The organism is Bacillus sp. XB1, assembly GCF_053557995.1.
Map to the genome: position 1 here is coordinate 1,533,938 of NZ_JBNRIL010000001.1, position 25,863 is coordinate 1,559,800.

The following is a 25,863-nucleotide window of genomic DNA, read 5'->3' on the forward strand; positions in this document are numbered from 1 at the left end:
TTCCCCGCAAAACGGATGGATAAAAATTGAATCTACGAGTAATTCTCTATGAACACTTCTATTACCTTTCCATTTAGGGTAAGTGAAATTTTCTCAATATTTATGTGTAAAGTGAACACAATACTTTAGAAAGAAATTTCTAAATCCATTCCTTATCCCTAAAGCTTTTCATATTACTGTTTAAAAAAATAGACTATTTTTTTACCTAACGGTAGGTTGAAAAAAGCACTTGTAAATGATACGATTTAAATAACCTTTTTTTAGGAGGATCTATATGAGTAAAAGTGAAGAAACACTCTCTTCAATAATGGAAGCAAGTTATCGCCTTTTTGCTACGTACGGTATTGTTAAAACAACTTATACGATGATTGGTGAGGAGGTTGGTATCGCAAAACCATCTATATATTACTACTTTAAGTCTAAAGATGCTTTAATTGAATGTATTTTTACTGAATTATGTAAAGCTATGCAGTTCTCTTCTTATTTCCATACAGAAGAGTTTACAAAATCAAATTTTATTGAAAAATGTATTGCAATTGGCCTTAAAATAATTGATGAACAGCGAAACGACCCTTATTTTAACCGAGTGTTACAAGAATATGTATTACTATCTTCAAGAAACAAGATGTACAAAGATCGATTACTAACTGTGCAAACAGAATACTTACATGGATTTGAAGTACTCCTTACAAAAGCAAATGAACTTCAATTAATTGAAAATAAAAATCTAGTTTCAAAAGCTCATATGTTAGCATTAGTGCTTGATAATATCGGAAATTTTATGATGATTGGTGCAAAGATAGATTATAAACAAATTTGGATTGAAGCTGTAAATAACATTTTTGAAAGAAGGGGTTGAAGTGAATACAAAAAAACGCATTATCGGCTTAGATTTTGCTAGAGCTTGGGCGATGTTTGGTATGCTACTTGTTAATTTCATGGTGATAACAGGTGCAGAAGGAAATGGTCCCCCTTTTTTAATAACCTTCATGTCACTATTTGAAGGTAGAGCCTCTGCTTTGTTTGTTATACTTGCTGGCATTGGTATAACTTTAATGACTAGGTCAGCCGTTGCTAGCAATGAACAAATAAAAATTTCTAATAGCCGAAAGACCATATGGAAACGATCACTTTTCTTATTTATTTTAGGATTACTACTATATGTAATGGAGTGGACTGGGGATATATTACACTACTATGGTGTTTACCTTTTCGTTGCTGCATTACTCATGACAGTACGCAAAAAACTATTACTTTTTCTTTCTATCATTATTTTATTGTTCGCACAATCTCTTCAGCTTACTTTCAATACTTTCGAGGGTTGGGTAGGTCCAACTCCATTTATAAATTATGTAGACTTCTGGACAATAAAGGGTTTTCTTCGCAACTTATTCTTTAATGGCTATCACCCTATTTTCCCTTGGTTCTCGTTCTTCTTAATCGGTATGTTAATTGGCAGGTTAGATCTTCATAATAAAAAAATAAAAAAAAGATTACTCTTACTCGGTATTACAATCACAATATTGACAGAACTTTTATCAAAAGGACTTACACACTTTTTTATTCCATACATCGGCAGAGAGACCGCCACATTTTTATTTAATACAGGACCCATCTTACCAAATGTATTATATATTTTATCTGCTACAGGATCCTCTATTGCTATATTAATCATTTGCCTCTATATCGCTGAAAAATATAGAAATAATTGGTTTGTCACTTCCATTGTGCAAACAGGACAATTAACATTAACTCATTATGTCAGTCATGTATTTATCGGTATTGGGACATTAATTCTATTAAATAGAATGGAAAATCAATCACTACTATTCGTTTTATTATTTGCTACTGCATTTTTCATTTTCAGCATTTTAATTAGTGTGTTATGGAGAAAGAAATTTTCTAGAGGTCCTATCGAATGGATTATGAGGAAATTAGCCGGATAAATTTCCATCATACAAAAAGGAAGTTGGAATCATTCCAACTTCCTTTTTTCTTTAATTAGCTGCACTTAATTTAATTCTAAGTTTTGTTTCACCCAAAGAAAGTTCATCGTCTTCGTTCGTTAAGTGACCAAATGTAAATTGTTTAACGAGTAAGTTTTCTTCCAATAAATCTTTATGGTTCGTTAACGTTCGCTGTAGCTCTACTTCTGTATCAAGAATAACATCGACTCGTAAATTAACTGGTAAATTCAACTGTTTACGATATTCTTGAACCGCACGAATGAATTCACGCGCTACTCCTTCTTGCAACAATTCTTCCGTTACATTCGTATCTAACATAACTGTATATTGTCCGTTAGTCGTATTAGAGAATCCTGATTTTGCAACTTTCTCAACTAACACATCTTCAGCAGTTACAACTACTTCTTCTCCTGGTGTTGCTTCGTAAACTGCTCTTCCTGTTGATACAAAGTTTTGCACTTCTTCTTGTGATAATTGTTTTAGCCAACCATTCACTGCATTCACATTTTTACCGAACTTCGGCCCCGCTGTTTTAAAATTAAGCTTCAATTGATATGATGTGTATTTTGTTTCATCGAGTTCAACATGGAACGCTTTTACATTTAACTCATCCATAACGATATCACGATAAGATTCCCAATCCATATCATTCTCGTTATGCTCAAGTAATACAAGTTCTGCTAGCGGCTGTTTTACTTTTAAAGAATGCTGATTACGGTTACTTCTTCCAAGTTCAACAACTTGTAAAACAGCATCCATTTCCGCTTCTAATTTCGGCTGAAGTAGTGATTCATTTACAACTGGATAATCGGCTAAATGAACGCTGCTTCCTTCTAAATTCAGATGAATGTCTTCCGCGACAAATGGTGTAAATGGTGCAATTAATTTACTAATTGTTACAAGTACTTCATGAAGTGTCTCATACGCAGCTGCTTTCTCAGCGTTCATACCAGATTCCCAGAAACGATTACGTGAGCGTCTTACATACCAGTTACTCACTTCATCTACAAGTGTTGCAATTTCACGAGCTGCATTCGTAAATTGATAATCATCAAGTCCAGTTCTCACTTTTTTCGTTGTACTATGCAACCTTGATAATACCCATTCGTCTAATTTTGTAAGCTTTACATCATACGTTTCCTTCGGATTATACTCATCTAAATTTGCATATAAAACGTAGAAGCTATACACATTGACTAATGTATCTACAAATTTAGATTTCGCTTCCAGTACTGTTCTTTCAGAAAAACGCTTCGCATTCCACGGGGCACTATCAACAAGTAAAGCCCATCTTAGCGCATCTGCACCAAATTTATCTACTAAATCAACTGGGTCTAGTGCATTTCCTTTGCTTTTAGACATTTTCTGCCCTTCTTCATCTAAAACATGCCCTAGTGATAACACTCGTTTATACGGTACTTTTCCTGTATATAGTGCTGATACTGCTAATAAACTATAAAACCAGCCGCGTGTTTGATCAATTCCTTCTGCAATAACATCCGCTGGAAACTGCTCTTCAAATAACTCTTTATTTTCAAATGGGTAATGATATTGTGCAAATGGCATAGAACCACTATCAAACCAAACATCAATTACTTCTGGTGTACGATTCATTGTTCCTCCGCATTTCTCGCAGCAGACTTGCACTTCATCTACATACGGCTTATGCAATTCCAAATCTTCCGGTGTTTCTTTCGTACTATGCTTTCTTAATTCGGCAATGCTCTTCGGTGCGAACTGATGATTACAACTTTCACATTCCCACACGTTTAATGGTGTTCCCCAATATCTATTTCGGCTAATATTCCAGTCCACCATATTTTCTAAAAACTTACCAAAACGTCCATGTTTCATATGATCCGGATACCAAGTAACAGAATCATTATTTTGTAAAAATGTATCTTTAATTGCAGTTGTTCGGATTAACCAACTTTCTCCTGCATAATAAAGTAGTGGTGAATCACAACGCCAGCAATGCGGATAGCTATGTTCATATTTTTCTTTATGATACAGTAAACCTTCCTTCGCTAAATAACGAACGATATCCACGTCACAATCTTTTACAAATCTCCCTTTCAAAAATGGTACCGCTTCTGTATACTCACCTTTTTCATCTACAACGTGCAAGAATGACAATCCTTCACTTTGAACGACTCTATAATCGTCCTCTCCATATGCTGGAGCAATATGAACAAGTCCTGTACCACTATCTCCCGTTACAAAATCTGCTGCAATAACGCGGTAACCATTTGTAACTTCTTTCATCGGAAATGGCGCTGTATAAGATGTGTTTAATAATTCTTCGCCTTTATGAACAGATAATACTTCATAGTTCTCTTTTAATACTTCTTGTACACGTTCTTTCGCAACAATGTATACATGACTTTCTTGTTTTGCTTTAACGTATTCCATATTTGGATGGACAGCAAGCGCAACGTTTGCTGGAAGTGTCCAAGGTGTTGTGGTCCAACCTAAGAAATACTCATTTTCACTATCTTTCACTTTAAACTTCACAGTTGCACTTAAATCTTTTACTGTTTTATACCCTTGTGCAACCTCATGTGAGCTCAATGAGGTTTGGCAGCTTGGGCAGTATGGTGAAACTCTATGTCCTTTATATAACAATCCTTTTTCATGGATTGTCCCCAAAATATGCCATACACTTTCGATATATGGATTCTTTAAAGTTACATATGGATCATCCATATCTACCCAATAACCAATACTTTCAGTGAATTCACGCCACTGCTTCTCATATGTGAAAACACTCTCTTTACACTTTTGAATAAATGGTTCAATGCCATATTCTTCGATCTCATGTTTACCAGAAATACCAAGTTGCTTCTCAACGCCTAATTCTACAGGTAAACCATGTGTATCCCATCCCGCTTTTCTTAACACTTTATAACCAGCCATCGTTTTATATCTTGCTACTAAGTCTTTAATTGTTCGTCCAAGTGCATGACCTACATGCGGTAGTCCGTTCGCCGTTGGTGGTCCTTCATAAAATACGAAAGACTGTGCGCCTTCTCGATTCTGAATTGATTGTTCGAAAATATTTTGTTCGTTCCACTGTTTGCGAATTCGCATTTCTCTTCCTACAGCTGATTCTTTTACATCTACTTTTTCCATATACAATCACTCCTTTGAATATTTTAAAGCACACAAAAAACCCGTCCCTATAAAGTAGGGACGGGTTTACCCGCGATACCACCCTAATTCTATTAGCTTTTTCACTAATAGCACTTAGCAACGTACTATCATACGTGTTCTTTGTAACGGTAGACATCCGTCCGGGCTTACTTACTTTCAGCCTCAGCTCCTCGGAGATGATTTTCAAATAACGTCTGCACACCGGCTTTCAGCAATATACCGGCTCTCTGGAGAACAGCTCACTATTTTACTCTTTCTCGTCTTCAGATTTGTATACTTTGTTAAAAGTTATTTTATGCCATTTAGCAACTAATTGTCAACTAATTCAAAATATATCCTTATCTTTTTCCCCTATTCTTATACAATTACTTTTCAAATTCTCGCAATGCTGCTAAATTTTCATCATCCTCAATAAGTTCAACAAAGAATCCCGAGTCATCCTCACGAAGGACAATTTCAAGCTCTTCCTTCGCCTCTTCATTTCTATTTAACTGTGCTAAATAACAAGCACGATCATATCTTGCTAACAAATCACTTGCATCCATTGTTAATACTTCATTTGTTATTTTTTCTGCCTTTAGTGTTTGGCCGGCACCATGATATGAAGACGCTAAAGAAAGAAGAATTACTGTTTCATTTGGATGATGTATAGAAGCATTTTCTAATACTTGAATTGCCTCTTCAAACCTTTCTTGACTTTGATATATTTCTCCTAAAGCAAGAAATGCTCTACTTACAAACGGTGTTTGCTCTGTTAATTGTAAGATAATCTTTTCTGCTTTTCTTTCTTCCCCTGCTTTAAAGAATACTTGTGCTTGCAGAAGAAGAGTATCATAATCATCTGGTAGTTCTCGAACCATTTGTTTCGTTAATTCCAAAGCATCTCTTAACATATCTTCTTCCTCGCACTCAACGAAAAGATTTACAAGTTGCTTCGCTACGTCATAATCCCATTTATTTTCTAGTGACGTGTGCAGAATCTCTATTGCTTCTTTATTCATCTCTACATTCTCATAAAATAGCGCAAATCGCTGTGCTGCCATACTATTTTTCGGATTTAACTTTAAAGAGATTTCATATAAATCAATTATCATAGTAACCATTGAAATTTCTTTCGCACGATTTTTCATACGATAAAAAGCTCTCGTAATGATAGATCGTTTCGGCTGTTCATGCAGCTGGCGTTCAATCCATATTTCCGTAACCGCAGCTGCAGCATACATGAATGCTGCACTTCTTTCTGCTTTTTTCACCTTTAATGTATGAAGAAAATCTCGTATGTTAGACAATTTTTTATGTTGCTCTACTGCTTTTACATAAACATCAAATATACGTTCATTATCAAAATCTTTTTGTATTACTTTCATTGCAACTTCAATTGCTTTTACATTTCTTTTTTTCACTAATACTTTTGCATAATGATATAGTACTTCTATATGCTCACCATCTAATTGTAGCGCGTATTCAATCTGTGCTTGTTCTTTATCTGTTTCATTCATCGCTCCGTACACATATGCAATCGCATCTAAACGCCATATTTCAGGTACTTCGTCCGCTAATTGTTCTAGTTCAATCAGCAATTCTTCCTGAAGGTTCATTTCTACTGAAAGCTGTGCCAAATATTCCATATTAATATGCAACGGCTCTTCTTTCATCGCCTGAACCATATGACTTTGTTCTTTAGAACGGTTTTCTTCTTTTTCGTATATTTCCGCAAGCTGTAAATGTACACCTACGAAATTCCCATCAAGCTCTAAACATGTTTCATACGCCTGCTTTGCTTCCGTCAATTGCCCTAATGCCATAAGTGTTTCGCCAATTCGGTAATACGGTAATGCCGTTTCCATTTGTTCTATCGCCTTATTATATCTTTTCATCGCTTGGCCGTACTGTCCAATAGATTCATACAAAATACCTGCATAACAACCGTACTCACTTACTTCATTTCTTTCTTTGTGTAACGTTCTTAAAAATGCTATACCTCGTTGTACAAATTCCGTCCCTTTAATTCGATTCACATATTCATCTAACGCACTTGCTACATTATAATCACTTTTCTTTATACCATTTTCTAACTTAGATAGCGCTACTTTAAATCCTTCTTCATTTCCACCAAGTTCAATTTCAGCATCCCATAAAACCATTCCTGCATTCATGAGGAAATCTTGGCTCTTTTCAATTTGCTTCTCAAGACCAAGAATATATTCTTTTGCTTCCTTATATTGTTCTCTTGCCATATAAACTTGTGTAAGTCCGAAGTGAGAATAAACATCCTCATCATTTTCTTCTAAAGCACGCTTATACAATACTTCTGCTTCTTCCAAGCTATCATTTTGAAAATGATAGTCACCTAATTTTACGTAAAGAGGTGCTTTATCATCACAATTCTCAATACCGTTTAATAAAATTTCTTTCGCACTTTCCTCATCCTTCAAATCAGATTCGTATATTTCCGAAAGTTTCGTATAAATGTAAGGTGCATTACTATCCAAATGAATCGCTACTTTAAGCCCTTTTATTGCTAAATATAATTTCCCTAGTTGATGTGCACATCTCGCTCGTTCATACCATACATGCGCTTCATATTTATACTCTTTTAACAAGTCATTAAAGATTTCATATGCTTCTTCATATCTTTCTAAATCTATTAATATTAAACCGTGATTTGTTAAAGTGAACCTTTCAGGACTACGCTCTAACGCAACTTGAGAGTATTGCAATGCTTTTTCAGATTGATCAATATACATATAGGATAAAGCGAGAAAACTCCAAGCAATAGGCTGATCTGCGTCTAATTGTAACGATGAACGAAAGCTTGAAATCGCTTCTAGATAACTTTCCTGTTCAAACGCATATCTTCCGTTTATTAAATGATATAAAGCACGATTATTTTTCTTCTCAACGCTTGTCAGCATTTGCTCCGCTTTCTCTACTTCCTGAAGACGAATAAAACACTGTGCACCATGCAATTTAACAAAGTCCGAGTTCGGAAACTTTTCCATTAACTTATCGATACAATATAAAATAAATTCTTTATCTACTTCAACATCTAAGTGCTTTATCGTATATAACCACGTATTTGGATTATCACTCGTTTCTTTTAAAAATTGTACTAAGTTACTAATTCCCTCTTTGTCATGTTCATCTAAATGATCCGTAAGAGAAAAAATAGATTTAAAATAACGATCTTCTTCTTCACTTAGAAACGCTAGTTGCTCCTTCTTTTCTTTCGGAACAAACGTGATTGCTAAACAGCCTGTATAACGATATTTTTCTTGTAATTTACTATATTCCACAAGAACTGGTTCTATAAAGTTTGGATCTTGAACATAGAAAGCTTGCAATGTATCATCATATCCAGATAGAACTTGTACGTGTGAAGCATGCTCAATATCTATACTTAATAAAACAGGAATTCCTTCGTCAATCAGTCTCTTATAATTCTCTTCATTCCCTTTAAAATAACGATATTCATAACCTAATTCTTCTAAATAAGAAACAGTATCTGAAAACTTCGAACCTGTCATATCAAAAATAAACTCTGCTATTTCATCTTGTGTACGTTTCTCTCCCCATATACGCAACATCATCTCTAAGCTTGTCGGAACACAATAATTATCCTTTTGTACAATAGGAACTATCGGCAAGTGCACCTTTTTTCCATCCGGATTTTTTTCTAAATTATGATATAAAGATTCTTTTAAACTCTTTTCTTCTTTTAATAGTTTTTGTAAATCTGCAAATTTATTCATTTTGTACAGCGCTTCTGCACATAAATGTACAAAGTAAGTATTATAGGCATGATATGGCAGCTGAGTATTTATATTATCTATTACCGCTAACATCTCTTCATATTGCTCTAAATCTAATAAATACTTTATCTTCTCAAAATGAAAATATGGTACTTGTGGGAATTTTACAATCGCATCATCGATTAACTGTATCGCGCGTTTTTGTTCTCCTTTATTCGCATACAATTGTGATAATAAATAGGTAGATAACTCTTCACAATCTTCATGCTGCATGCCAGCAATAAATTGTTCTTCCGCTTTCTCCCATTCACCTGTATGCATATAAACGTAGCCCCATTTATCAAACACTGCGCGTGAACTGTACTCCTCTGCTTTTTGCATATACATTAACGCTTCTTCGTTTCGTTTCATTTCTAAAAGACATCGTACTAACGTAAAATATGTTTTCGCTAAAAAATCTGCATCTATTTCTTCTTTACTTAACTCTTCTAAAGAAGATTTTAACAACTGCTCCGCTTCAAGAATTTTCCGCTCATCAATTAACTCATCACAATATAAAGAGAGCGTTCTCATATTTGGGAATTTTTTATAAGCGTAACGAATGAGGAATGAACTGTATTGGTGCATAAGCCCTTCATCAGTAAGGCGAATTAATATATCGAACTCCTTATGCGAAGGAATATTGGCAAGCCAATTCTTCACATAGGATAAAGTATTCGTTTCTTTTATATATGCAATTTCATTATTTATTTCCTGTAATCCATCTACAAATCTCTTGTCTTTTAAACAAGTTTCTAACTGCTTAAAATCTAGCATGCATTCACCTCGAATTTATATTTAAACTGCTACTTGCTTAGATTTTACACACCATATAGTATGTATTCAACTAAAATCTCTTAAAATGGATGGTATTAATTAATATTATTCAAATTTATAACAAAATATAGTAAAAACGATTGTTTTTCTCCGTATTTTGTTTAATTATATGGAATAACGTAACATGCGGTTTTAATCTTGTAGAAGCTGAAATTAGTACATAAAATTATATCGGCGATAATTCAAATATATCAGCGATTCTTTCATTTTATCGGCGATTTTCAAATTATATCGACCGATTCTTAACATTTATCAGCGATTATATGTCGAATATCGACTTATCGACATTAAACGACAAGCCTTATACATCATACCTTTTAACAAACTATGTCACCAAATGTAATTTTCATATTGGGAGCGTATACAAAAGAAGAATACACATGAAATATTTTAAAAAATCGTAGTTCAGCTTCATATTGAGCTAGCGCATTATCATATGTTAATCCTCTGGCTATTAAACGTTCTACAAATTGTTGCTTATCACCCGGATCACCTGCAATCCCCTCTTCTTTTAATGATTGATACAAATCGTTTTTATCATTGTGATGCATATTTGAATCTAAAAAGTTCACTTTATCGCTTACTCTACATTCAATATTTTTCACACCTAATTCACTTAAATATATCGGTATTTTCATGCCTATATTGCCATCTTTACCATTTCTTTGCGTATCACTTTCAAATAATTTCTGCAAAACACCTAGCTGAATAAATTCCGATTGTTTCTCCCCATCTAGTAAATAAGAAGCCATATTAGAAATCCAATGTGGTTCAAAACAGATTATTTTTCCACCCTTTTTAACTGAATGTATCATTTTTTGTAGCATTGTTTCTGGAGTAGTCATATGTAATAAGAAAGCATGACAGATTGCTATATCGTATTTATCGTTCAGTTCAATTTCTGTAGCATCTCCTTCAAGAAATTCTGAATCATACGGAAGTAAACGAAACAACTCTCTGGCTTCAGCTAATAATGTTTCTCCACTATCAATACCTGTATACTTTGAACCTTCTGGGAGTAATGGCATTAATACTAATCCTAAATAACCATATCCACAACCGTAATCAACGATATGTACAGGCTTAGTAATCTTCCAAACTGTATTTACTAAAAAGCTTACATAATCGTCGTTGTAATATAAATCTCTCGTGTTTTTTAAATATGTTAGTTTATTGTTCCAATCATACGTTTCCAACATCTAACGCCTCCTTTTATATACAAAACTAAAGTTCTCTATATAATAGCCGTATTCCTACACTTTTCTTAAAATTTCAAAGCAAAAAAGCTAGTGTATTTTTAATAATACACTAGCTTTTTATTTGGAAGAAAAATTTAACAAGTACAATCACAATCAAAACAATCCGTACAGTCTAAATCGTCACAATCTGCTTTTCTCTTTCTTTTGTTTCTTTTAAGATAATAATACAGTAGCCCAAACAATAGTATACAAATAACAAAAGCTATTATTGCTTCTGTATACTTATCTTGAGTCATAAAACCAATTCCACTTCCGCCTGAAATAAAAATTAGAATTAAATAAATCCAGAACATCTATGTAAATACCTCCATTACTATATATCTTAAGATAATATCCATATAACACTAGAGGAAATGAATAATCCCATACCATTACCGCTTAATACACCAGTAGTTATTCTTAGCAAATTTGAGCTACTTCTCCATTTCCACTTTTGGGTGAACCCATCGATAAGTAACGGAATTTGAGCGAAAAATGATAGTATGATTGCTAAAAGAAATGAAGGTGTCATATAAAAATAAATTGGAAACATTAAAATACCAATAAGCATGCCTGTACAACGCGCACATAAAGGTATGTACTTTTGTAGTTTAAAAAAACTCCTATCTAATCTTCTATGACAAGGAATTTGTAAAATAAAAGTTCGAATCAATATGAATCACCCTCTCTAAAAAGATTTTAATTGATTTTGCAAAAAAAATATATATCCAATAAAAAAACAAACCAGGTTTATACTAGACCCAGTTTGTCAGTTTACTACTATGTTACATTTCCTCAGGTGCCTCCACCCCAAGTAAACGTAATCCTTCTTTTAATACAACCGTCACAGCATAAACCAATGCGAGTCTGCTGTCTTTTTCTTTGCTCTCTTCTAATATACGAACATTACCGTAATATTTATTGAATGATTGTGCTACATCTAATATATATTTCGAAATAATAGATGGCTCATTTTTATTGAAAGCCGCTTCAATTACTTGAGGGAATTTATTAAGTAATTTTACGACACTCCAGCTATGATCGTCTTTTAAAGCAAATGTACATGTTTCAAATTCTACACTTTCTTTTCTTAAAATAGAACAAGCACGTGCATGTGTGTACTGTACGTAAGGTCCTGTTTCTCCTTCAAATTTCAGCATATTTTCTAATGAGAATTCGATATTATGCATACGCTCATTTTTTAAATCGTGGAAGATGACTGCACCAACACCGACTTGCTTTGCTACTACTTCTTTTTGTTTTAAGTTTGGATTTTTCTCTTCAATATTTTGTTTTGCAAGTTCGATTGCTTCTTCGAGTACTTCTTCAAGTAAAATAACTCTTCCTTTACGTGTCGACATTTTCTTACCATCTTTTAAAATGAAGCCAAATGGTACGTGTTCCATACCATCAACCCAAGTATAGCCAAGTTTTTTTAATACGGTGAAAAATTGATTGAAATGTAAGCTTTGTTCTGGACCAACAACATATAGCGCTTTATCAAACCCATAAGTGTTTTGACGATATAAAGCTGCCGTTAAGTCACGCGTTGCATAAATCGTCGCACCATCTGATTTTCTAATTAAACAAGGCGGCATTCCTTCTTCTTCTAAATTAACGACTAATGCACCTTCTGATTCTTCAAGCAACTCATGTTCTTCTAAAATCCCAATAAAATCTTCCATTAAATTATTATAAAATGCTTCTCCCTGAAAATTAGTAAATTCTACGCCGAGAAGTTCATAAATGCGAGAAAATTCTTTAAGGGACTCATGACGGAACCAATTCCAAAGCTCTACCGCTTCTTCATCACCTTCTTCTAATTTCTTAAACCAAGCACGTCCTTCTTCTTCTAGTTCTTCGTCGTCTTTTACCTCTTCATGGAATTGGACATATAACTTAAATAGCTCACGTATTGGATCTTCTTTAACTACTGCTTCATTTCCCCATTTTTTATAAGCCGTAATTAACTTTCCAAACTGTGTTCCCCAATCTCCTATATAATTAATCCCTACAACTTCATAGCCACATTTTTCAGCGATATGTTTCAGCGAATTTCCTATCATTGTAGAACGTAAATGTCCCATCGAAAAAGGTTTCGCGATATTAGGAGAGGAATAATCAATTACTACTGTTTTTTCACAGCCAAAGTGGTTTTGACCGAACTCTTCTTTCTCCGCTAAAACTGTTTTTAATACTGCATCACTTACAGTTTCACGATTGAAAAATACATTTACATAAGGACCAACGGCTTCTACTTTCGTAAAAAACGGATCATTGAATTTCTCAGCAACTTCCTTTGCGATAAGAGCTGGTGCTTTTTTATATTGCTTCGCTAATGAAAAGCATGGGAACGCTGCATCTCCAAATTCATCTTGTTTCGGTGTTTCAATTAAATCTAAAATTTGTTTTTGCGTTAATTCATTCGTGAAAATATTAGATAAACTTTCCACAAACTGCATGTTATAATCCATGATACAACCTCCTTATTTTTTAAAACACAAAAAACTCGTCTCTAAAAAAGAGACGAGTTTTAACCCGTGGTACCACCCTTGTTGTTCGTTACGAACCACTTTCCCGTTTATAACGAGGACAGGGGGCCTCGGCTTTCTCTACTATTCGTTCAAGAAGCATCTCCGAAGTGCGCTTCATCTTTTTCTTCCGTACTAGGCTCACACCATCCCTAGCTCGCTTTCCTTCTAAAAAAGACTACTCTCTTCATCACAGACAGTATATTTAATTAATTATTGCTTATTATACATCTTTTCAAACAATTAGCAAGGGTCAATTACACCAAAGTGAAACTTAGCACTTTTTCTTTTGTATACATAAAAATTGTGTTTTTCAAATCTAGAACTACGAAAATGATCTTTTAAAACGACACGTTTTCTCGCCACTCGTTTTGCCTCCGCAATTGTTTCGTCAGTAATATCATGATACAAAGCGAAGTGTTTTAATCCTTTAATTCCGTCGGATTCTATGACAGTTTCTTCAAACATCGGATCAAGGTAAACGACATCGTAACTATTGTCTTCACATTGCGCTAAAAATGAAAAATGCTCCGTTTTCTTTACTTGAATTCTTTGCATTGCTTCATCAATTTCAGAAACGGATGAAGACCATGTTTTCAAACCATTTTCCATAATATAAGCCATATACTCATTGCCTTCAAGTCCTGTTACTTTTCCGCTTTCACCAACAACATAACTAGCTACAATACTATCTGATGCCATCCCGAGCGTACAATCTAACACTGTCATTCCTCTCTCTAATTGCGTGGCTTGTACAAACGGATCGTGTTCTCCACGCATTAACCTTTTCACACGAAACATCGCTGAGTTCGGATGAAAGAAAAACGATTCTTCCGTACCTTTTGGATAAATAGCTAATCGGTTCTTCCCTACGACAAGCACATCTTGTTCATACTGCTCATGCAGCTTATGTACTGGTATGTCATTACGTTTAACGAATGAACGATTTAATTCTGCGGCTACCTGCTTTGCATAATCTGTCATTTCTTTATTCGTTCTTCCTGCTGTTGTTACGATCATTGTTTCACCTCTATATAAAGAAAAGAGGGAGATTTACTCTCCCCCTTCTTTAGCAATTCTTTTCGAAAGCTTGTTCTAAGTTCGTAATAATTTCGTCCATAGTTGCACCTTCAATTTCATGACGGTGAATGAAGTGAACAACTTCTTTTCCTTTTAATAATGCCATAGATGGTGAAGATGGAGGAATTTCTCCGAAGTATTCACGCATTTTTGCAGTAGCATCTTTATCTTGACCTGCGAATACAGTTACAAGATGATCAGGTTGTTTTTCAGCACGAACAACCGCTTGACCTGCTGATGGACGTGCTAAACCAGCTGCACAACCACAAACAGAGTTTACAACTACTAAAGTTGTACCTGATGTATTTTCCATAAATTCTGTTACAGCTTCTTCTGTAGTTAACTCTTCAAACCCAGAACGCACTAACTCTTGGCGCATTGGGATTACCATTTGACGCATGTATTCTTCATAAGCATTTGACATCTTGTAATCTCTCCTTCAACTTTCATTCCAAATTCATCATATCACGCTCTATTAATAGGTGCAAAAGAAAGATAACGATGATTTCATTTTTTTGTAGGGATTTCACAAACCCCACCGCGGCAATGTCCCACTGGAACAAGTTTTCTATTATTAGCGATATAATCGTATACTTTACTTCCAAAACCAAGTACGATAGATAACTTTATAAAAGGAACTGCAAACCAATAAGATGGAACGGCCTTTGCTAATACATCTATGCTCTGAATACCGTCATACCACTTATTATTTTTTAAAATATACAGTCTTTGTTCCATCTTACTTTGTAGTTCTTGAGAAAGCTCATACTTCTCAACTACATCTTCATTTCGAAATGAAACAAATTTCATCTTACCCTTTTTATCTAATTTTTTCGTACGTTCTGCAACGGCCGTACACATCGGACACCAACTATCATAGAAAACAATCATGCATTATTCCCCTTTACGTGACTCCGTCATTTGTTTCCATACAGAACCTTTTGCTTCTTCTCCGCCTTCAATACGCTCTAATGCTAGACGTGCTTGCATCGCTACTTCAAACTCTGGATCATCTTGCGCTGCTTTTAATGCTGGAATCGCACTTTCATCTCCAAGTTCAAATAAGAACATCGCTGCACGCCAGCGTACTAATTTACTTGGGTCTTTCAGAGATTTAATCATAACGAACATCGCTGCCGGATCACCTACATCTGATAAACAATCTCCTGCAGTACGGCGAACACTTACAGAGCGATCTAACAACGCTTTATATAATAACGGTAATACTTCATCACCTTTTACCATACCTAAATACGCTGTTGCTAAGCGGCGTATTGAAACTTTTTCATCATCTAACGCCATCTTCAACACTGGAATATCTTCTTCAGTAGGATCCATTTGTTCTAATGCTGCAAAACGGTTTTTCCAGTCAGAATCTTTCATCATCTCTTCTGTTACTTTATATGGCTCACGCTTTTGAATCGTTACTTCAACAGCACCTGCTTGATTTAATAATTCTTTAACCGTTTCATTTACACGTTCTTCTGAATAAGCAGCAACAATCTCTTCCACTACTTCTTTCCCAATTTCTTCAAAATTACCGTAACGTGTACTTTGTTCCACCCATTTACGCTCTTTTACAACGTTTGGTGCAGACATTTGCACTTTCATAATTGATTCTTTAAAACGATCTGGTAAACCAACACGTTCTTCCGTCATTCCATCTGTTAACTTTACTTGCATTGGAATTGTAAAGAACATTTGAACAAACACTTTCACTTCTCCAAAATGAGCAAGTTGTTGTTCTTCACTTTCTTCCACTACTTCTTCGCCGAAAACAGCACGAACTTGTTGTAATAAAACTTTCCAGTCATACTTCGCATTTCGCTCCACTGCTAAAAAGTCGGCTACATGATATACACCTTTAATGCCTTCAATTTTCAAAATTTCTTGCACTTGCATTGGTGCTTGTTCTTTATTTTCATTTGTATAATTATTACGCGCTCCTGATGGTAATACTTCATTCAAAATAACTTTCATTGTATTTGGACTTGGCGTCGGTTCAATTGCTTTAATCTTCACGTAAAAAACTCTCCTTTATTGCATGTTCTTAGCTGTATTGTAACATGTTATCACTCTATACTCCTACTCGGATGCTTAATTTTACTACTTTCTTCCCGCTACCATACTATTTCATTCTTTTTACATTTTAAATTAGGAACGGGATTTTAAAAGCTTTCGTTTCCGATGATTTTTATTTTTTATCCATTTCTTGAGGCATCGCCATTATTTTTGAAAAAAACACGCTAAACAAAAAAATATGTAAATAAGCTATCCATATGGATAGCTTATTTACATATTTTTCGTTATTGGAAGTTATTTATTTGCTAATAAATCTTCTGCGTAACATTTAATCATCATGTAACCTGCGTAACCGAACTGATCATACGTATCTGCTTCTTCTTTGGTCGCCTGTCTAAGTACTGAATATCCTTTCATTAACATACAATTCTCATCATGAACCATTTGTGAAGTGAAATACTCTGTTTCAATTCCATCTAATTCTAATGAACGATAGCCACTTATAAAACCATCCAATGCTGTTTCATGAATGGTTTTAATATGAACATCTATTTGTATTAACGTTTTACAACCTTTTAAATTTTCAGCCATAGGTGGGTTATCTCCGATCCAGTCCATCAAACCTGCTAAAAATCCCCTTCTACTATTTGGATCTGTTTCAATTACTCTACCACATGCAAATTTACTGTTATCTAAAGGAATAGTCCAAAATTGTCCTGGTACTAAATAACGATTTGATTTTGGTTTAAATGGATAGTTTATACTCATTGTTCTCCCCATCTCTTTTTTATCCATTGTATAACATATTCATGTAAAGTTAACATAACGTCCTATTATCGGTTGCAACAAAAAGGAGGATTCCTTACTCTCAGAAGGAATCCCTTTTTTTATTTTCTATCACTCGATTCATCTTTTTATACATTCCTATCCTGTGATGGGTTTTATGGTTCTCGTTTGTTACTGGATTAGCCAAAAAACGTTATAAAATTTTGTATACTCTTTACTTGTTTTTTCAAAAAAGCTGGCGGTATCCCCTCTTTAAGTTTATTAAAATACTTTCCACAATTTTTTCCGAAGCTATTACTTAAAATCACCTTTTATTACGATGCCCCCTCCCGCCTTCTCTCCAAAAAGGTAATACTCTCAATCACAACTTCAGTTCTATATATTCTCTTGCCTTGTTCATCATCGTAATTACTAGTCTGAATACGCCCTGTAATCCCAACGAGCGACCCCTTCTTACAATATTCAGCTACATTCTCAGCCGATTTGCGCCAAACGACACAATTAATAAAATCGACTTGTTGTTCACCTAAACTATTTCGAAATCCTCTATTCACCGCAACACATATTCGTGCATAAGCGACGCCTTGTTTTGTGTAGTATAATTCTGGCTCCTTTGTCAATCTACCGATTAATACAACTCGATTCATCATAAGTTATACCACCTCACATGTTTTTCTTCATTGTAAGGAGAAATGTTTGAATGGTAAAAAGCACAAAATGATATATCCGTAAGTAGAAAGTATTATTTTGGACCTTACAAAACAAAAAAAGAAACCATACATAGTTCAAACATGTATAGTTTCAAAATTTATTACACTTCAGTACAAGATATGTAATATCCTCCGCGAGCCATCTTTATTTCAGCACGGTACATTACATTTTCTAAGTAGAAAGTAATCGGTTTAACTTTACTCTCAAATTTTAGTCTTTCATTGCATTCAGTTGCATATCCTTCAATCGCTGAAGTAATAACTTTTGATGATGGATACGTTAAAGCTTCATCTAGTTCTATGAAAAAACTTTTAAAAAATAATTTTTTCATAATCCCCTTCTTCTCTTTCATCATATTCCATCTCCTTCACTTCAAGTTGCTATCATCCATATTATACCATACATTCAATATATCTTTGAAAATAAAAAAATCCTGCATTTTTCATGCAGGATTTTTTTATTAGTCATTTTTCGTAAAGTAAGAAACGAAACGAAGAATTTCTAAGTATAACCATACTAATGTAAGCATTAGTCCCATCGCAGTATACCACTCCATATATTTCGGAGCTTGACTACGTACACCATTTTCGATTAAATCGAAATCTAGTAATAAGTTTAATGCAGCAACTACAATAACAACTGCACTAATAATAATACCGATTGTACCACCTTGGTGAATGTATGGAACAGTTACACCAAACATATTTAGTAGGAATACGACTAAATACATAACCATAATTCCAAGTGTTGCTGCCATAACGCCTGTACGGAATTTATCCGTTACTTTTACTACGCGTGTTGCATATAACACTAACATTGCAAATAGAATTGAGATTGTTAGTAATACAGCATTTAAAACGATAGAATCGCCAAATTTCATTGTATAAACTGCTGAAATACTTCCTAACACAACCCCTTCTACCGCTGCATAGATTGGTGCACCAAAAGGTGAAATGCGCGGGAAGAACATAGACGCAAATGCGATGATTGCCGCAACGATTAAAGCACCAATTAATACTGGCATCTTCATCGTCCCCTGCATCATCTGTATGTATGAATAGACAGACGTTGCAAGTAGCAAGATAAGCATAATGAACGTTTTGCCTACTGTTCCGCCAATCGTCATCGCAGAAGCGCTTGCTCCCTCTTTACGGAATGCCTCTTTTTTCAACATTGGATTAGATGTTCTCATTTTTTCCCTCCTAAAATAGGTTCTACCAATAGTGTAAAGTTTTTCTCTTTACTTTTCAATATATGCAGCTTGTTTTTATTTTAATCCTTCAACGATGTCTGATAGTTCACTCCATCTTTCCATCTGTTTTTCTAGCTCTTCTTCTGTTTTCTGCTGTGCTTCAGATAATTCCTGTGCCTTTGTGAAGTCAGATCCAACTTTCGCAAGTTCTTCTCCAATTGACTCAATTTTCTCTTCAAGTTCGGCAATTGTATCTTCAATCGTTTCCCATTCACGCTGTTCATTGTATGAAAGTTTACGTTTACGTTGTTGTTTTGGAGCTTCTTCTACAACTTTTTTCTCTTTTTGAACTTCCGCTTTCTCCATAAGTTCTCTCGTTTTTTCCATTTCTAAATAATCTGTATAACTACCTAGGAATTCACGCACTTCGCCTCCGCCAGTAAAGATGAACAGTTCATCTACTACTTTATCTAAGAAGTAACGGTCATGCGATACAGTTAAAACGACACCTGGGAAATCTTCTAAATAATCTTCTAGTACTGTTAATGTTTGTGTATCTAGATCGTTTGTAGGTTCATCAAGTAAAAGTACGTTTGGTTCTCCCATTAAAATACGTAATAAATATAAACGTCTTCTTTCACCACCAGATAGTTTACCAAGTGGTGTACCATGTGAATGCGTCGGGAATAAGAAACGTTCTAACATTTGAGATGCACCAATTACTTTTCCATCTGTCGTATGAATAACTTCTGCAATCTCTTTAATGTATTCAATCATACGCTGATTTAAATTCATCTCTTCATTTTCTTGCGTATAATAAGCAACTTTTACAGTTTGTCCAACTTCAATTTCACCACTATCAGGAGATAACTTACCTGCAAGCATATTTAATAGCGAAGATTTCCCGCTTCCATTCGCTCCAATAATTCCGATGCGATCGCCTGGTTTCACAATATGATTAAAGTTGTTTAATACCGTTTTATCACCAAATTTTTTCGTTACATCTTTTAACTCAAGTACTTTTTTCCCAAGACGGCTACCGCTAAGTGCAATATCAACTGACTGTTTTGCAGCTGATCCTTCTTGTGCCTTTAGCTCATCAAAACGCTGAATACGCGCCTTTTGTTTCGTAGAACGGGCTTTTGCACCACGACGAATCCAAGCAAGTTCACGACGATATAAATTTTGGCGTTTCGATTCTTGTGCCAATTCTTGCTCTTCACGAAGTGCTTTCGCTTCTAAAAATGTACTATAGTTTCCTTCGTAGCTATATAGTTTACCATTATCTAATTCAAAAATACGATTCGTCACACGATCTAAGAAATAACGATCATGGGTTACAAGTAATACCGAACCTGTATATCTCGCTAAATATTCTTCTAACCATTCAACTGTCTCATGGTCAAGATGGTTCGTAGGCTCGTCTAAAATTAATAGATCCGGTGTTTCAATAAAACATTGTGCCATTGCGATACGTTTTTTCTGTCCACCAGATAAATTCCCAACAATTGCAGTGAAGTCCGTAATTCCTAATTTCGTTAAAAGAGATTTCGCATTTGCATTTGCTTCCCATGCACTCATTGCATCCATACGTTGCTGCACTGCAAATAATTGTTCCTGTACTTTTTCATTACTTGGATCTTTTTCAATATTTAATAGTGCTTTTTCATAATCACGAAGAAGACGAATTAAAGGTGTATCACCATGGAACACTTGCTCTAATACTGTCAGTTTTTCATCAAACTCTGGTTGCTGTGATAAATAACTAATTGTATACCCACGTGAATGCGTCATATCACCTGTATCAGGAGTTTCTAATCCTGCAATAATTTTTAATAATGTCGATTTACCAGTTCCGTTTACACCAATAATTCCGACACGTTGTCCTTCTGTAATACTACATGATAATCCATCAAATAACGGCTTTTCTCCATATGATTTTGATAAGTTCTCCACAGTTAACATTTTCATATTTGTGCATTCCACTCTTTCATAAATTGTTCAATAAACTGTTCCATATAACGATGACGAATTTCAGCCTCTTGTTTTGCTGCATTCGTATTCATTAAATCTTTTAATTTCAAAAGTTTTTCATAAAAATGATTTAAAGATGGATCATTATTTTTTCTATACTCTTCTTTCGTCATTTCTTCACGCGGCGGAATAGTTGGGTCATACATTAATCTCCCTTTCGCCCCACCATATGCAAATGTACGAGCAATTCCTATTGCACCAAGAGCATCTAAACGATCCGCATCTTGAACAATTTTCCCTTCAAGTGACTCTACTGTGCCGCCATGGCCACCTTTATAAGACATATTGGCGATGATATGAAGAATATGTTTACTTTCCTCTTCTTCAACCCGTAGCTCTTCTAACCAATCAGAAACTTTTTTCATTCCTGCTTCTTCACTTTCATTTAGCTTTTCATCTGCCACATCGTGAAGTAATGCTGCCATTTCAATTATAAAACGATTTCCACCTTCTTGCTCAAATAAAGAAATCGCCATTTTATGTACACGTTCAATATGATACCAATCATGCCCACTCGCATCTTTTTCTAAAATATGTTTTACAAAAGTAATTGTTTTTTGAATTTTTTCTTGTTTTGTCATTTTATCTTCACCCAGTTACTTATTGTAACACGCCCGCATTTTTTCATCACATATTTTCTTGTCCGCCCATACACTAGGTGGTAGGCATCATCATGAAGGAGGAATAAACATGTTCTATAATAATCAACCGCCTTATCCAAGGCAACCATTGTATCCTCAACAACAAGAACAGAGATACACAGAACAATACGAAGAACAAGAGTTACAACAGCAAGAACCACAATATGACGAAAACCCATATGCAACAACGCAAAACCAAGAAACTGAATTTCAACAAAATCCATATGACACACGTCCAAATTATGAATATCCTCAAAATCCATATGCAGCACCACAAAATCAAGAACAGCGATATCCTCAAAATCCATATGTAATACCACAAAACCAAGAACAACAATATCAACAAAATCCATATGCAGCACCACAAAACCAAGAACAACAATATCAACAAAATCCATATGCAGCACCACAAAACCCATACACAACTCAACCACAACAACCGCAATACCAACAACAAATGTATCAACCAAACTACGACGCACGTGTCTCACCACCTAAACCACCAACAATAGATCCAACTCAACCACAAATCTTACCACCTGGACCAACACTAGACATTACACAACCACAAATCTTACCACCTGGACCAATTACTGAACCAACACAACAACAAATTCAACAAGTTGTCGGTACACAGTTTTTACCTTTCAAGAAACCCGTACTAGATTTCGTAAAACCATGGGTAGATTACGGTTTAAATGAAGCAAAACATACATCACATGAACACGCATTAACAGAAGTTGCTGCGATTATGTTTTTAGTTGGTAAAGGCTTCAATCCGACGATCGCACATTATATCGTTGAATCTTGGGAGAAGAATGAACAATTTTAGAATTGTTTATTTGATAAAATACAAAAATACAAAAGTGCCAAAACTCCTTATAACACANTATATCGTTGAATCTTGGGAGAAGAATGAACAATTTTAGAATTGTTTATTTGATAAAATACAAAAATACAAAAGTGCCAAAACTCCTTATAACACAAGGATTTCGGCACTTTTTAATATCCAGAATAATTTTTTTGAAATAATTATTTTTTATAGATTTTCATACTTTTTTATATAGTACGTGAACAAAATGTGTGCAAAATGTGTGCAAATATATGAATCGCATTTCGCTGTTGTTGCACCGGTTATTTAAACCAATTCTCAATTATGAGATTTATATGAGAAACTAACACTTTTTCCTGTTGACACTTGGACAGTTTCTTGATAGCAAGCCACACGCAGACATTATTATTGATGGAATTGATATACTAGAACATTATCCTTTATATTATTTCAAATATAATTCGGTCGTAATTAAAATAAAATAAAAAGAGGACGTATATATCACGTCCTCTTTTTGTTTTAGATATGCTCACCATGATCAATATAAGTATCGCCGTATTCGTATGCCGGCGCAGGTGGTCTACCGTGATCAAAATCGGCCACATTAGAAATATAATCTGGTCTTTGTGGTGCAGGTGGTCTACCATGATCAGCTTGTGATGTAAAAGATTCTGTAAAACTTCCAATAGTTAAAACAGCAGCAAAACTAACAAATCCCACTAGTACTTTTTTCATTTTAACGCACTTCCCTTCTGAAGTAATTCTTTAGCATCATAAGATATATTAAAATATTGGCTAGCCTTCTCATGATTACCTTCTTGATAAAGTTTTTTCGCTAAAATTCCAGAGTACTCTTCCATAAATCCATAAAGTTTTTGGGATTTGAAGTAATCTAGTCCATCTGCAATCGTTGTTTCTAGATTTTGCTTATAATTTTCATCGTATTGTGCTCGAAGTATTCGTAAATGATGTGTATATTCAACGTCAGCTAATTCAAAGCCTTGAGTCAAAAATTCTTGCGCTTTTTCAATTTCATTTACTTTGAAATGTTCTCGAGCCAGTAAGAATACAGTTTTATGATATGGTTTTTCAGATTTATATACATCCATTAAATGTCGAATTGCAGTTGCGGATATACCTTGTTTTGCATAAAGGAAACCCAAGTTGTACTGAATTAAGGTAATTAGTCGAGTGCAGTTATGTTTTTTAGCCATATCCAAACACTTAACAAAAAGTTCTTCCCCTTGTTCAAACTGACTTAAAGTGACACTTGCTAATCCCAGGATTGTATCGCATTCAATTTGATTTATTATATAATCTTCATACTTTTTGTATATGTCTTTTGCTTTCATTACATGCTTAATTGTTAATAAAGGTTGTTGAAGATGGTAATATAGTTCACCAAGTTTATAATTAAATTCAGCTTTTTCAATTTCGTTAGGAATATACTCTAAAAGTCGTTCAGCTTCTTCAAATTGCTCCATAGCCTCCATATAGTTAGCAATCATGGTGTTATGCACAGCTTTATAGAAATGGTAGTAGTATTTTAAATACTCATCTATAGTTTTTGTTGTAAGTTTTTCAACTGCATCAAAATCACTACGAGTTACATATGATTTATTTATTAACACTTTATAACTATAATCTAATAAAGAATAATACAATAAGAGATTTTGATCTTGTAGATCTCGGTTTTGTTCGACCATTAAGACACTAATCTTTTCATCAACTTCTTCTTTCATTCTTGTCGCTTTTGTTATTTGCTTAGATAGAATAACTTTATACCATTCATTTAATAGTTTGGTAACTTTTTCATTATTCAGAATTATCATATCACAATCTCCTTTATTCAGTTTATATAAAAACAATCATAACAAAGTTTAATTGTAATAAGTTGTAAAAAATGATTTTATAAATATAATTCAGAATATTTAGTTTTTAATTTATCAATTGACGTATGATTATCGGTAAATCGTTAGATTGTAAAGATGAAATCCTTTATATAAAAATCGCTATAACTCCAGTAATGACATAGTTTTAAGAGGGTTTGTCGAATTGTTTTGCAGAATTTTTAATCTGAATATTATTTATTTTTTGAATTTTATAGCCTATTATCGGAATTGTGCTAGTGAATACCGGTAAATTAGCATAAATTTTTAAAAGAATGGAGATGTTATTATGGGTTATAAAAACTTATTAAAGAAAAAGACAATCCCAATGTTACTAGTTGGTGGCATGTTAGTGAGTACTGGATGGGGCGCAGGTAATGTATATGCAGATTCGCCTACAGCACCTGAATCTGCTAATTCATCCGCAAAATTTGCAGGTGTAACATCACCTTTGGATACTTCAAATGCAGACTTTGAAGTATTATACAGCGAAACAGTAAAATTTGATGAAAATGAAAACGTTATTAATAGAGAGGTTTCAGGCACTGAAACTCGTACAAGTAATACACAGGGAGTAATTATTGCTGATGGTAGTTTCAACTGGAAACACGCTAGTAGTAAAGATTCAAGCAATAGAATTAATAAAGACAGTTATAATGTAGGACTTATTTTAGTAAATGGATTATCTTCTTATATTCCTTGGAAACCAGTACAGGTTACAGCACAAGTAGTTGCAAGCGGATTAATGTATTTTAATCAACCTTCTATTACGTATTATCACACTGAAGCATATAGAGATATCGATGCCGTTAACCATTATGTAAAAACAGTAACGGATACAATTAAAAACGGTAAGAAAGTATATACTGATACAAAAGTTATGAAATATACAAAATAAAAAAAGAACCGAACTAGATTATTTATCTAGTTCGGTTCTTTTTTTATATAAACGATTTATTAAGTCAATAATCCATGAATTAATAATAACTACGGTAAAAATTACAAATAAAGCTACAATATTTTCATTAGAAGCTATATATGGTATAAACGTACCGCGCACTAAAAAGAATATAATTAGAGCGAATGCAATTGCCCAAATAAATTTTAACATTAATTCACCTCCTTTAAAAAATACAAAAGTAATTTTAAAATATAACTA

General features: G+C 34.2%; 23 protein-coding genes and 2 other annotated features. Of the genes, 4 read left to right on the forward strand and 19 right to left on the reverse strand.

All coding sequences use genetic code 11. From position 1 onward, the window contains the following. Nucleotides 1–274 precede the first annotated feature (274 nt). Entirely contained in the window at nucleotides 275–859 is a 585-nt protein-coding gene (locus ACK1U5_RS07700) for a TetR/AcrR family transcriptional regulator (protein WP_069605044.1), read from the forward strand. 1 nt (nucleotide 860) lies between these two features. After that, nucleotides 861–1,946: a DUF418 domain-containing protein gene (locus tag ACK1U5_RS07705; protein WP_001093123.1), complete on the forward strand. Its 1,086-nt coding sequence runs from the start codon at nucleotides 861–863 to the stop codon at nucleotides 1,944–1,946. A gap of 51 nt (nucleotides 1,947–1,997) precedes the next feature. On the opposite strand, the gene ileS is transcribed toward ACK1U5_RS07705, so the two are convergent. The 16 genes from ileS to ACK1U5_RS07785 all read right to left on the reverse strand — a co-directional run bounded on the left by ileS (nucleotide 1,998) and on the right by ACK1U5_RS07785 (nucleotide 21,923). Beyond that, complete coding sequence (gene ileS, locus ACK1U5_RS07710; RefSeq protein WP_069605043.1) at nucleotides 1,998–5,099, reverse strand: isoleucine--tRNA ligase; 3,102 nt, start codon at nucleotides 5,097–5,099, stop codon at nucleotides 1,998–2,000. Nucleotides 5,100–5,152: 53 nt separating this feature from the next. Further along, nucleotides 5,153–5,393: a binding site (T-box leader), on the reverse strand. Nucleotides 5,394–5,485: 92 nt separating this feature from the next. After that, entirely contained in the window at nucleotides 5,486–9,688 is a 4,203-nt protein-coding gene (locus ACK1U5_RS07715; RefSeq protein ID WP_069605042.1) for a bacteriocin-processing peptidase family protein, read from the reverse strand. A gap of 377 nt (nucleotides 9,689–10,065) precedes the next feature. Beyond that, nucleotides 10,066–10,944, reverse strand: a complete 879-nt coding sequence (locus ACK1U5_RS07720) for a class I SAM-dependent methyltransferase (protein ID WP_033685790.1) — start codon at nucleotides 10,942–10,944, stop codon at nucleotides 10,066–10,068. A gap of 137 nt (nucleotides 10,945–11,081) precedes the next feature. Beyond that, nucleotides 11,082–11,300 (reverse strand): hypothetical protein, encoded by a 219-nt coding sequence (locus ACK1U5_RS07725; protein ID WP_000498603.1) that lies wholly within the window; start codon nucleotides 11,298–11,300, stop codon nucleotides 11,082–11,084. A 29-nt stretch (nucleotides 11,301–11,329) separates the two neighbouring features. Beyond that, nucleotides 11,330–11,659 (reverse strand): DUF2085 domain-containing protein, encoded by a 330-nt coding sequence (locus ACK1U5_RS07730; RefSeq protein ID WP_000621475.1) that lies wholly within the window; start codon nucleotides 11,657–11,659, stop codon nucleotides 11,330–11,332. 112 nt (nucleotides 11,660–11,771) lie between these two features. Next, on the reverse strand, nucleotides 11,772–13,460 hold the full coding sequence (argS, locus tag ACK1U5_RS07735; protein ID WP_069605041.1) for an arginine--tRNA ligase: 1,689 nt from the start codon (nucleotides 13,458–13,460) through the stop codon (nucleotides 11,772–11,774). Between the two features lie 45 nt (nucleotides 13,461–13,505). Beyond that, nucleotides 13,506–13,720 (reverse strand) — a binding site (T-box leader). 40 nt (nucleotides 13,721–13,760) lie between these two features. Continuing rightward, entirely contained in the window at nucleotides 13,761–14,537 is a 777-nt protein-coding gene (locus ACK1U5_RS07740) for a class I SAM-dependent methyltransferase (RefSeq protein ID WP_000637449.1), read from the reverse strand. Between the two features lie 49 nt (nucleotides 14,538–14,586). Continuing rightward, a complete protein-coding gene (locus ACK1U5_RS07745; protein ID WP_000063706.1) occupies nucleotides 14,587–15,021 on the reverse strand; it encodes a BrxA/BrxB family bacilliredoxin in 435 nt (144 codons plus the stop codon). An 83-nt stretch (nucleotides 15,022–15,104) separates the two neighbouring features. Beyond that, entirely contained in the window at nucleotides 15,105–15,488 is a 384-nt protein-coding gene (locus tag ACK1U5_RS07750; protein WP_000634887.1) for a thiol-disulfide oxidoreductase DCC family protein, read from the reverse strand. 3 nt (nucleotides 15,489–15,491) lie between these two features. Further along, nucleotides 15,492–16,619, reverse strand: coding sequence for a conserved virulence factor C family protein (locus ACK1U5_RS07755; protein WP_113710719.1), 1,128 nt, complete (start codon nucleotides 16,617–16,619; stop codon nucleotides 15,492–15,494). A 294-nt stretch (nucleotides 16,620–16,913) separates the two neighbouring features. After that, nucleotides 16,914–17,387, reverse strand: a complete 474-nt coding sequence (locus ACK1U5_RS07760) for an Imm26 family immunity protein (protein WP_069604956.1) — start codon at nucleotides 17,385–17,387, stop codon at nucleotides 16,914–16,916. Nucleotides 17,388–17,719: 332 nt separating this feature from the next. Next, nucleotides 17,720–18,055: a single-stranded DNA-binding protein gene (locus ACK1U5_RS07765; RefSeq protein ID WP_000982014.1), complete on the reverse strand. Its 336-nt coding sequence runs from the start codon at nucleotides 18,053–18,055 to the stop codon at nucleotides 17,720–17,722. A gap of 161 nt (nucleotides 18,056–18,216) precedes the next feature. Then, the gene (locus ACK1U5_RS07770; protein ID WP_044584409.1) at nucleotides 18,217–18,471 is read right to left on the reverse strand and encodes a DUF4318 domain-containing protein; all 255 of its coding nucleotides are present in this window, start codon (nucleotides 18,469–18,471) and stop codon (nucleotides 18,217–18,219) included. Nucleotides 18,472–18,576: 105 nt separating this feature from the next. Further along, entirely contained in the window at nucleotides 18,577–19,308 is a 732-nt protein-coding gene (locus ACK1U5_RS07775) for a Bax inhibitor-1/YccA family protein (protein WP_001260655.1), read from the reverse strand. 75 nt (nucleotides 19,309–19,383) lie between these two features. Further along, the gene (locus ACK1U5_RS07780; RefSeq protein WP_069604957.1) at nucleotides 19,384–21,279 is read right to left on the reverse strand and encodes an ABC-F family ATP-binding cassette domain-containing protein; all 1,896 of its coding nucleotides are present in this window, start codon (nucleotides 21,277–21,279) and stop codon (nucleotides 19,384–19,386) included. After that, nucleotides 21,276–21,923, reverse strand: a complete 648-nt coding sequence (locus tag ACK1U5_RS07785; protein WP_113710720.1) for an HD domain-containing protein — start codon at nucleotides 21,921–21,923, stop codon at nucleotides 21,276–21,278. Before ACK1U5_RS07785 ends, ACK1U5_RS07780 begins: the two co-directional genes overlap by 4 nt. A gap of 109 nt (nucleotides 21,924–22,032) precedes the next feature. Between ACK1U5_RS07785 and ACK1U5_RS07790 the strand changes: the two genes are divergently transcribed. Beyond that, nucleotides 22,033–22,815 (forward strand): hypothetical protein, encoded by a 783-nt coding sequence (locus ACK1U5_RS07790; RefSeq protein WP_000499720.1) that lies wholly within the window; start codon nucleotides 22,033–22,035, stop codon nucleotides 22,813–22,815. A gap of 519 nt (nucleotides 22,816–23,334) precedes the next feature. Here ACK1U5_RS07790 and ACK1U5_RS07795 read toward each other — a convergent pair. Continuing rightward, nucleotides 23,335–23,550: a hypothetical protein gene (locus ACK1U5_RS07795; RefSeq protein ID WP_368506246.1), complete on the reverse strand. Its 216-nt coding sequence runs from the start codon at nucleotides 23,548–23,550 to the stop codon at nucleotides 23,335–23,337. Beyond that, on the reverse strand, nucleotides 23,547–24,647 hold the full coding sequence (locus ACK1U5_RS07800; protein WP_000584822.1) for a response regulator aspartate phosphatase: 1,101 nt from the start codon (nucleotides 24,645–24,647) through the stop codon (nucleotides 23,547–23,549). The genes ACK1U5_RS07795 and ACK1U5_RS07800 overlap by 4 nt, the downstream gene beginning before the upstream one ends. A gap of 346 nt (nucleotides 24,648–24,993) precedes the next feature. On the opposite strand from ACK1U5_RS07800, the gene ACK1U5_RS07805 reads away from it, so the two are divergent. Further along, nucleotides 24,994–25,602, forward strand: a complete 609-nt coding sequence (locus tag ACK1U5_RS07805; protein ID WP_088346078.1) for a hypothetical protein — start codon at nucleotides 24,994–24,996, stop codon at nucleotides 25,600–25,602. Nucleotides 25,603–25,620: 18 nt separating this feature from the next. Here ACK1U5_RS07805 and ACK1U5_RS07810 read toward each other — a convergent pair whose 3' ends face one another. Beyond that, nucleotides 25,621–25,815 (reverse strand): hypothetical protein, encoded by a 195-nt coding sequence (locus ACK1U5_RS07810; RefSeq protein ID WP_000911201.1) that lies wholly within the window; start codon nucleotides 25,813–25,815, stop codon nucleotides 25,621–25,623. Between the last annotated feature and the right edge of the window lie 48 nt (nucleotides 25,816–25,863).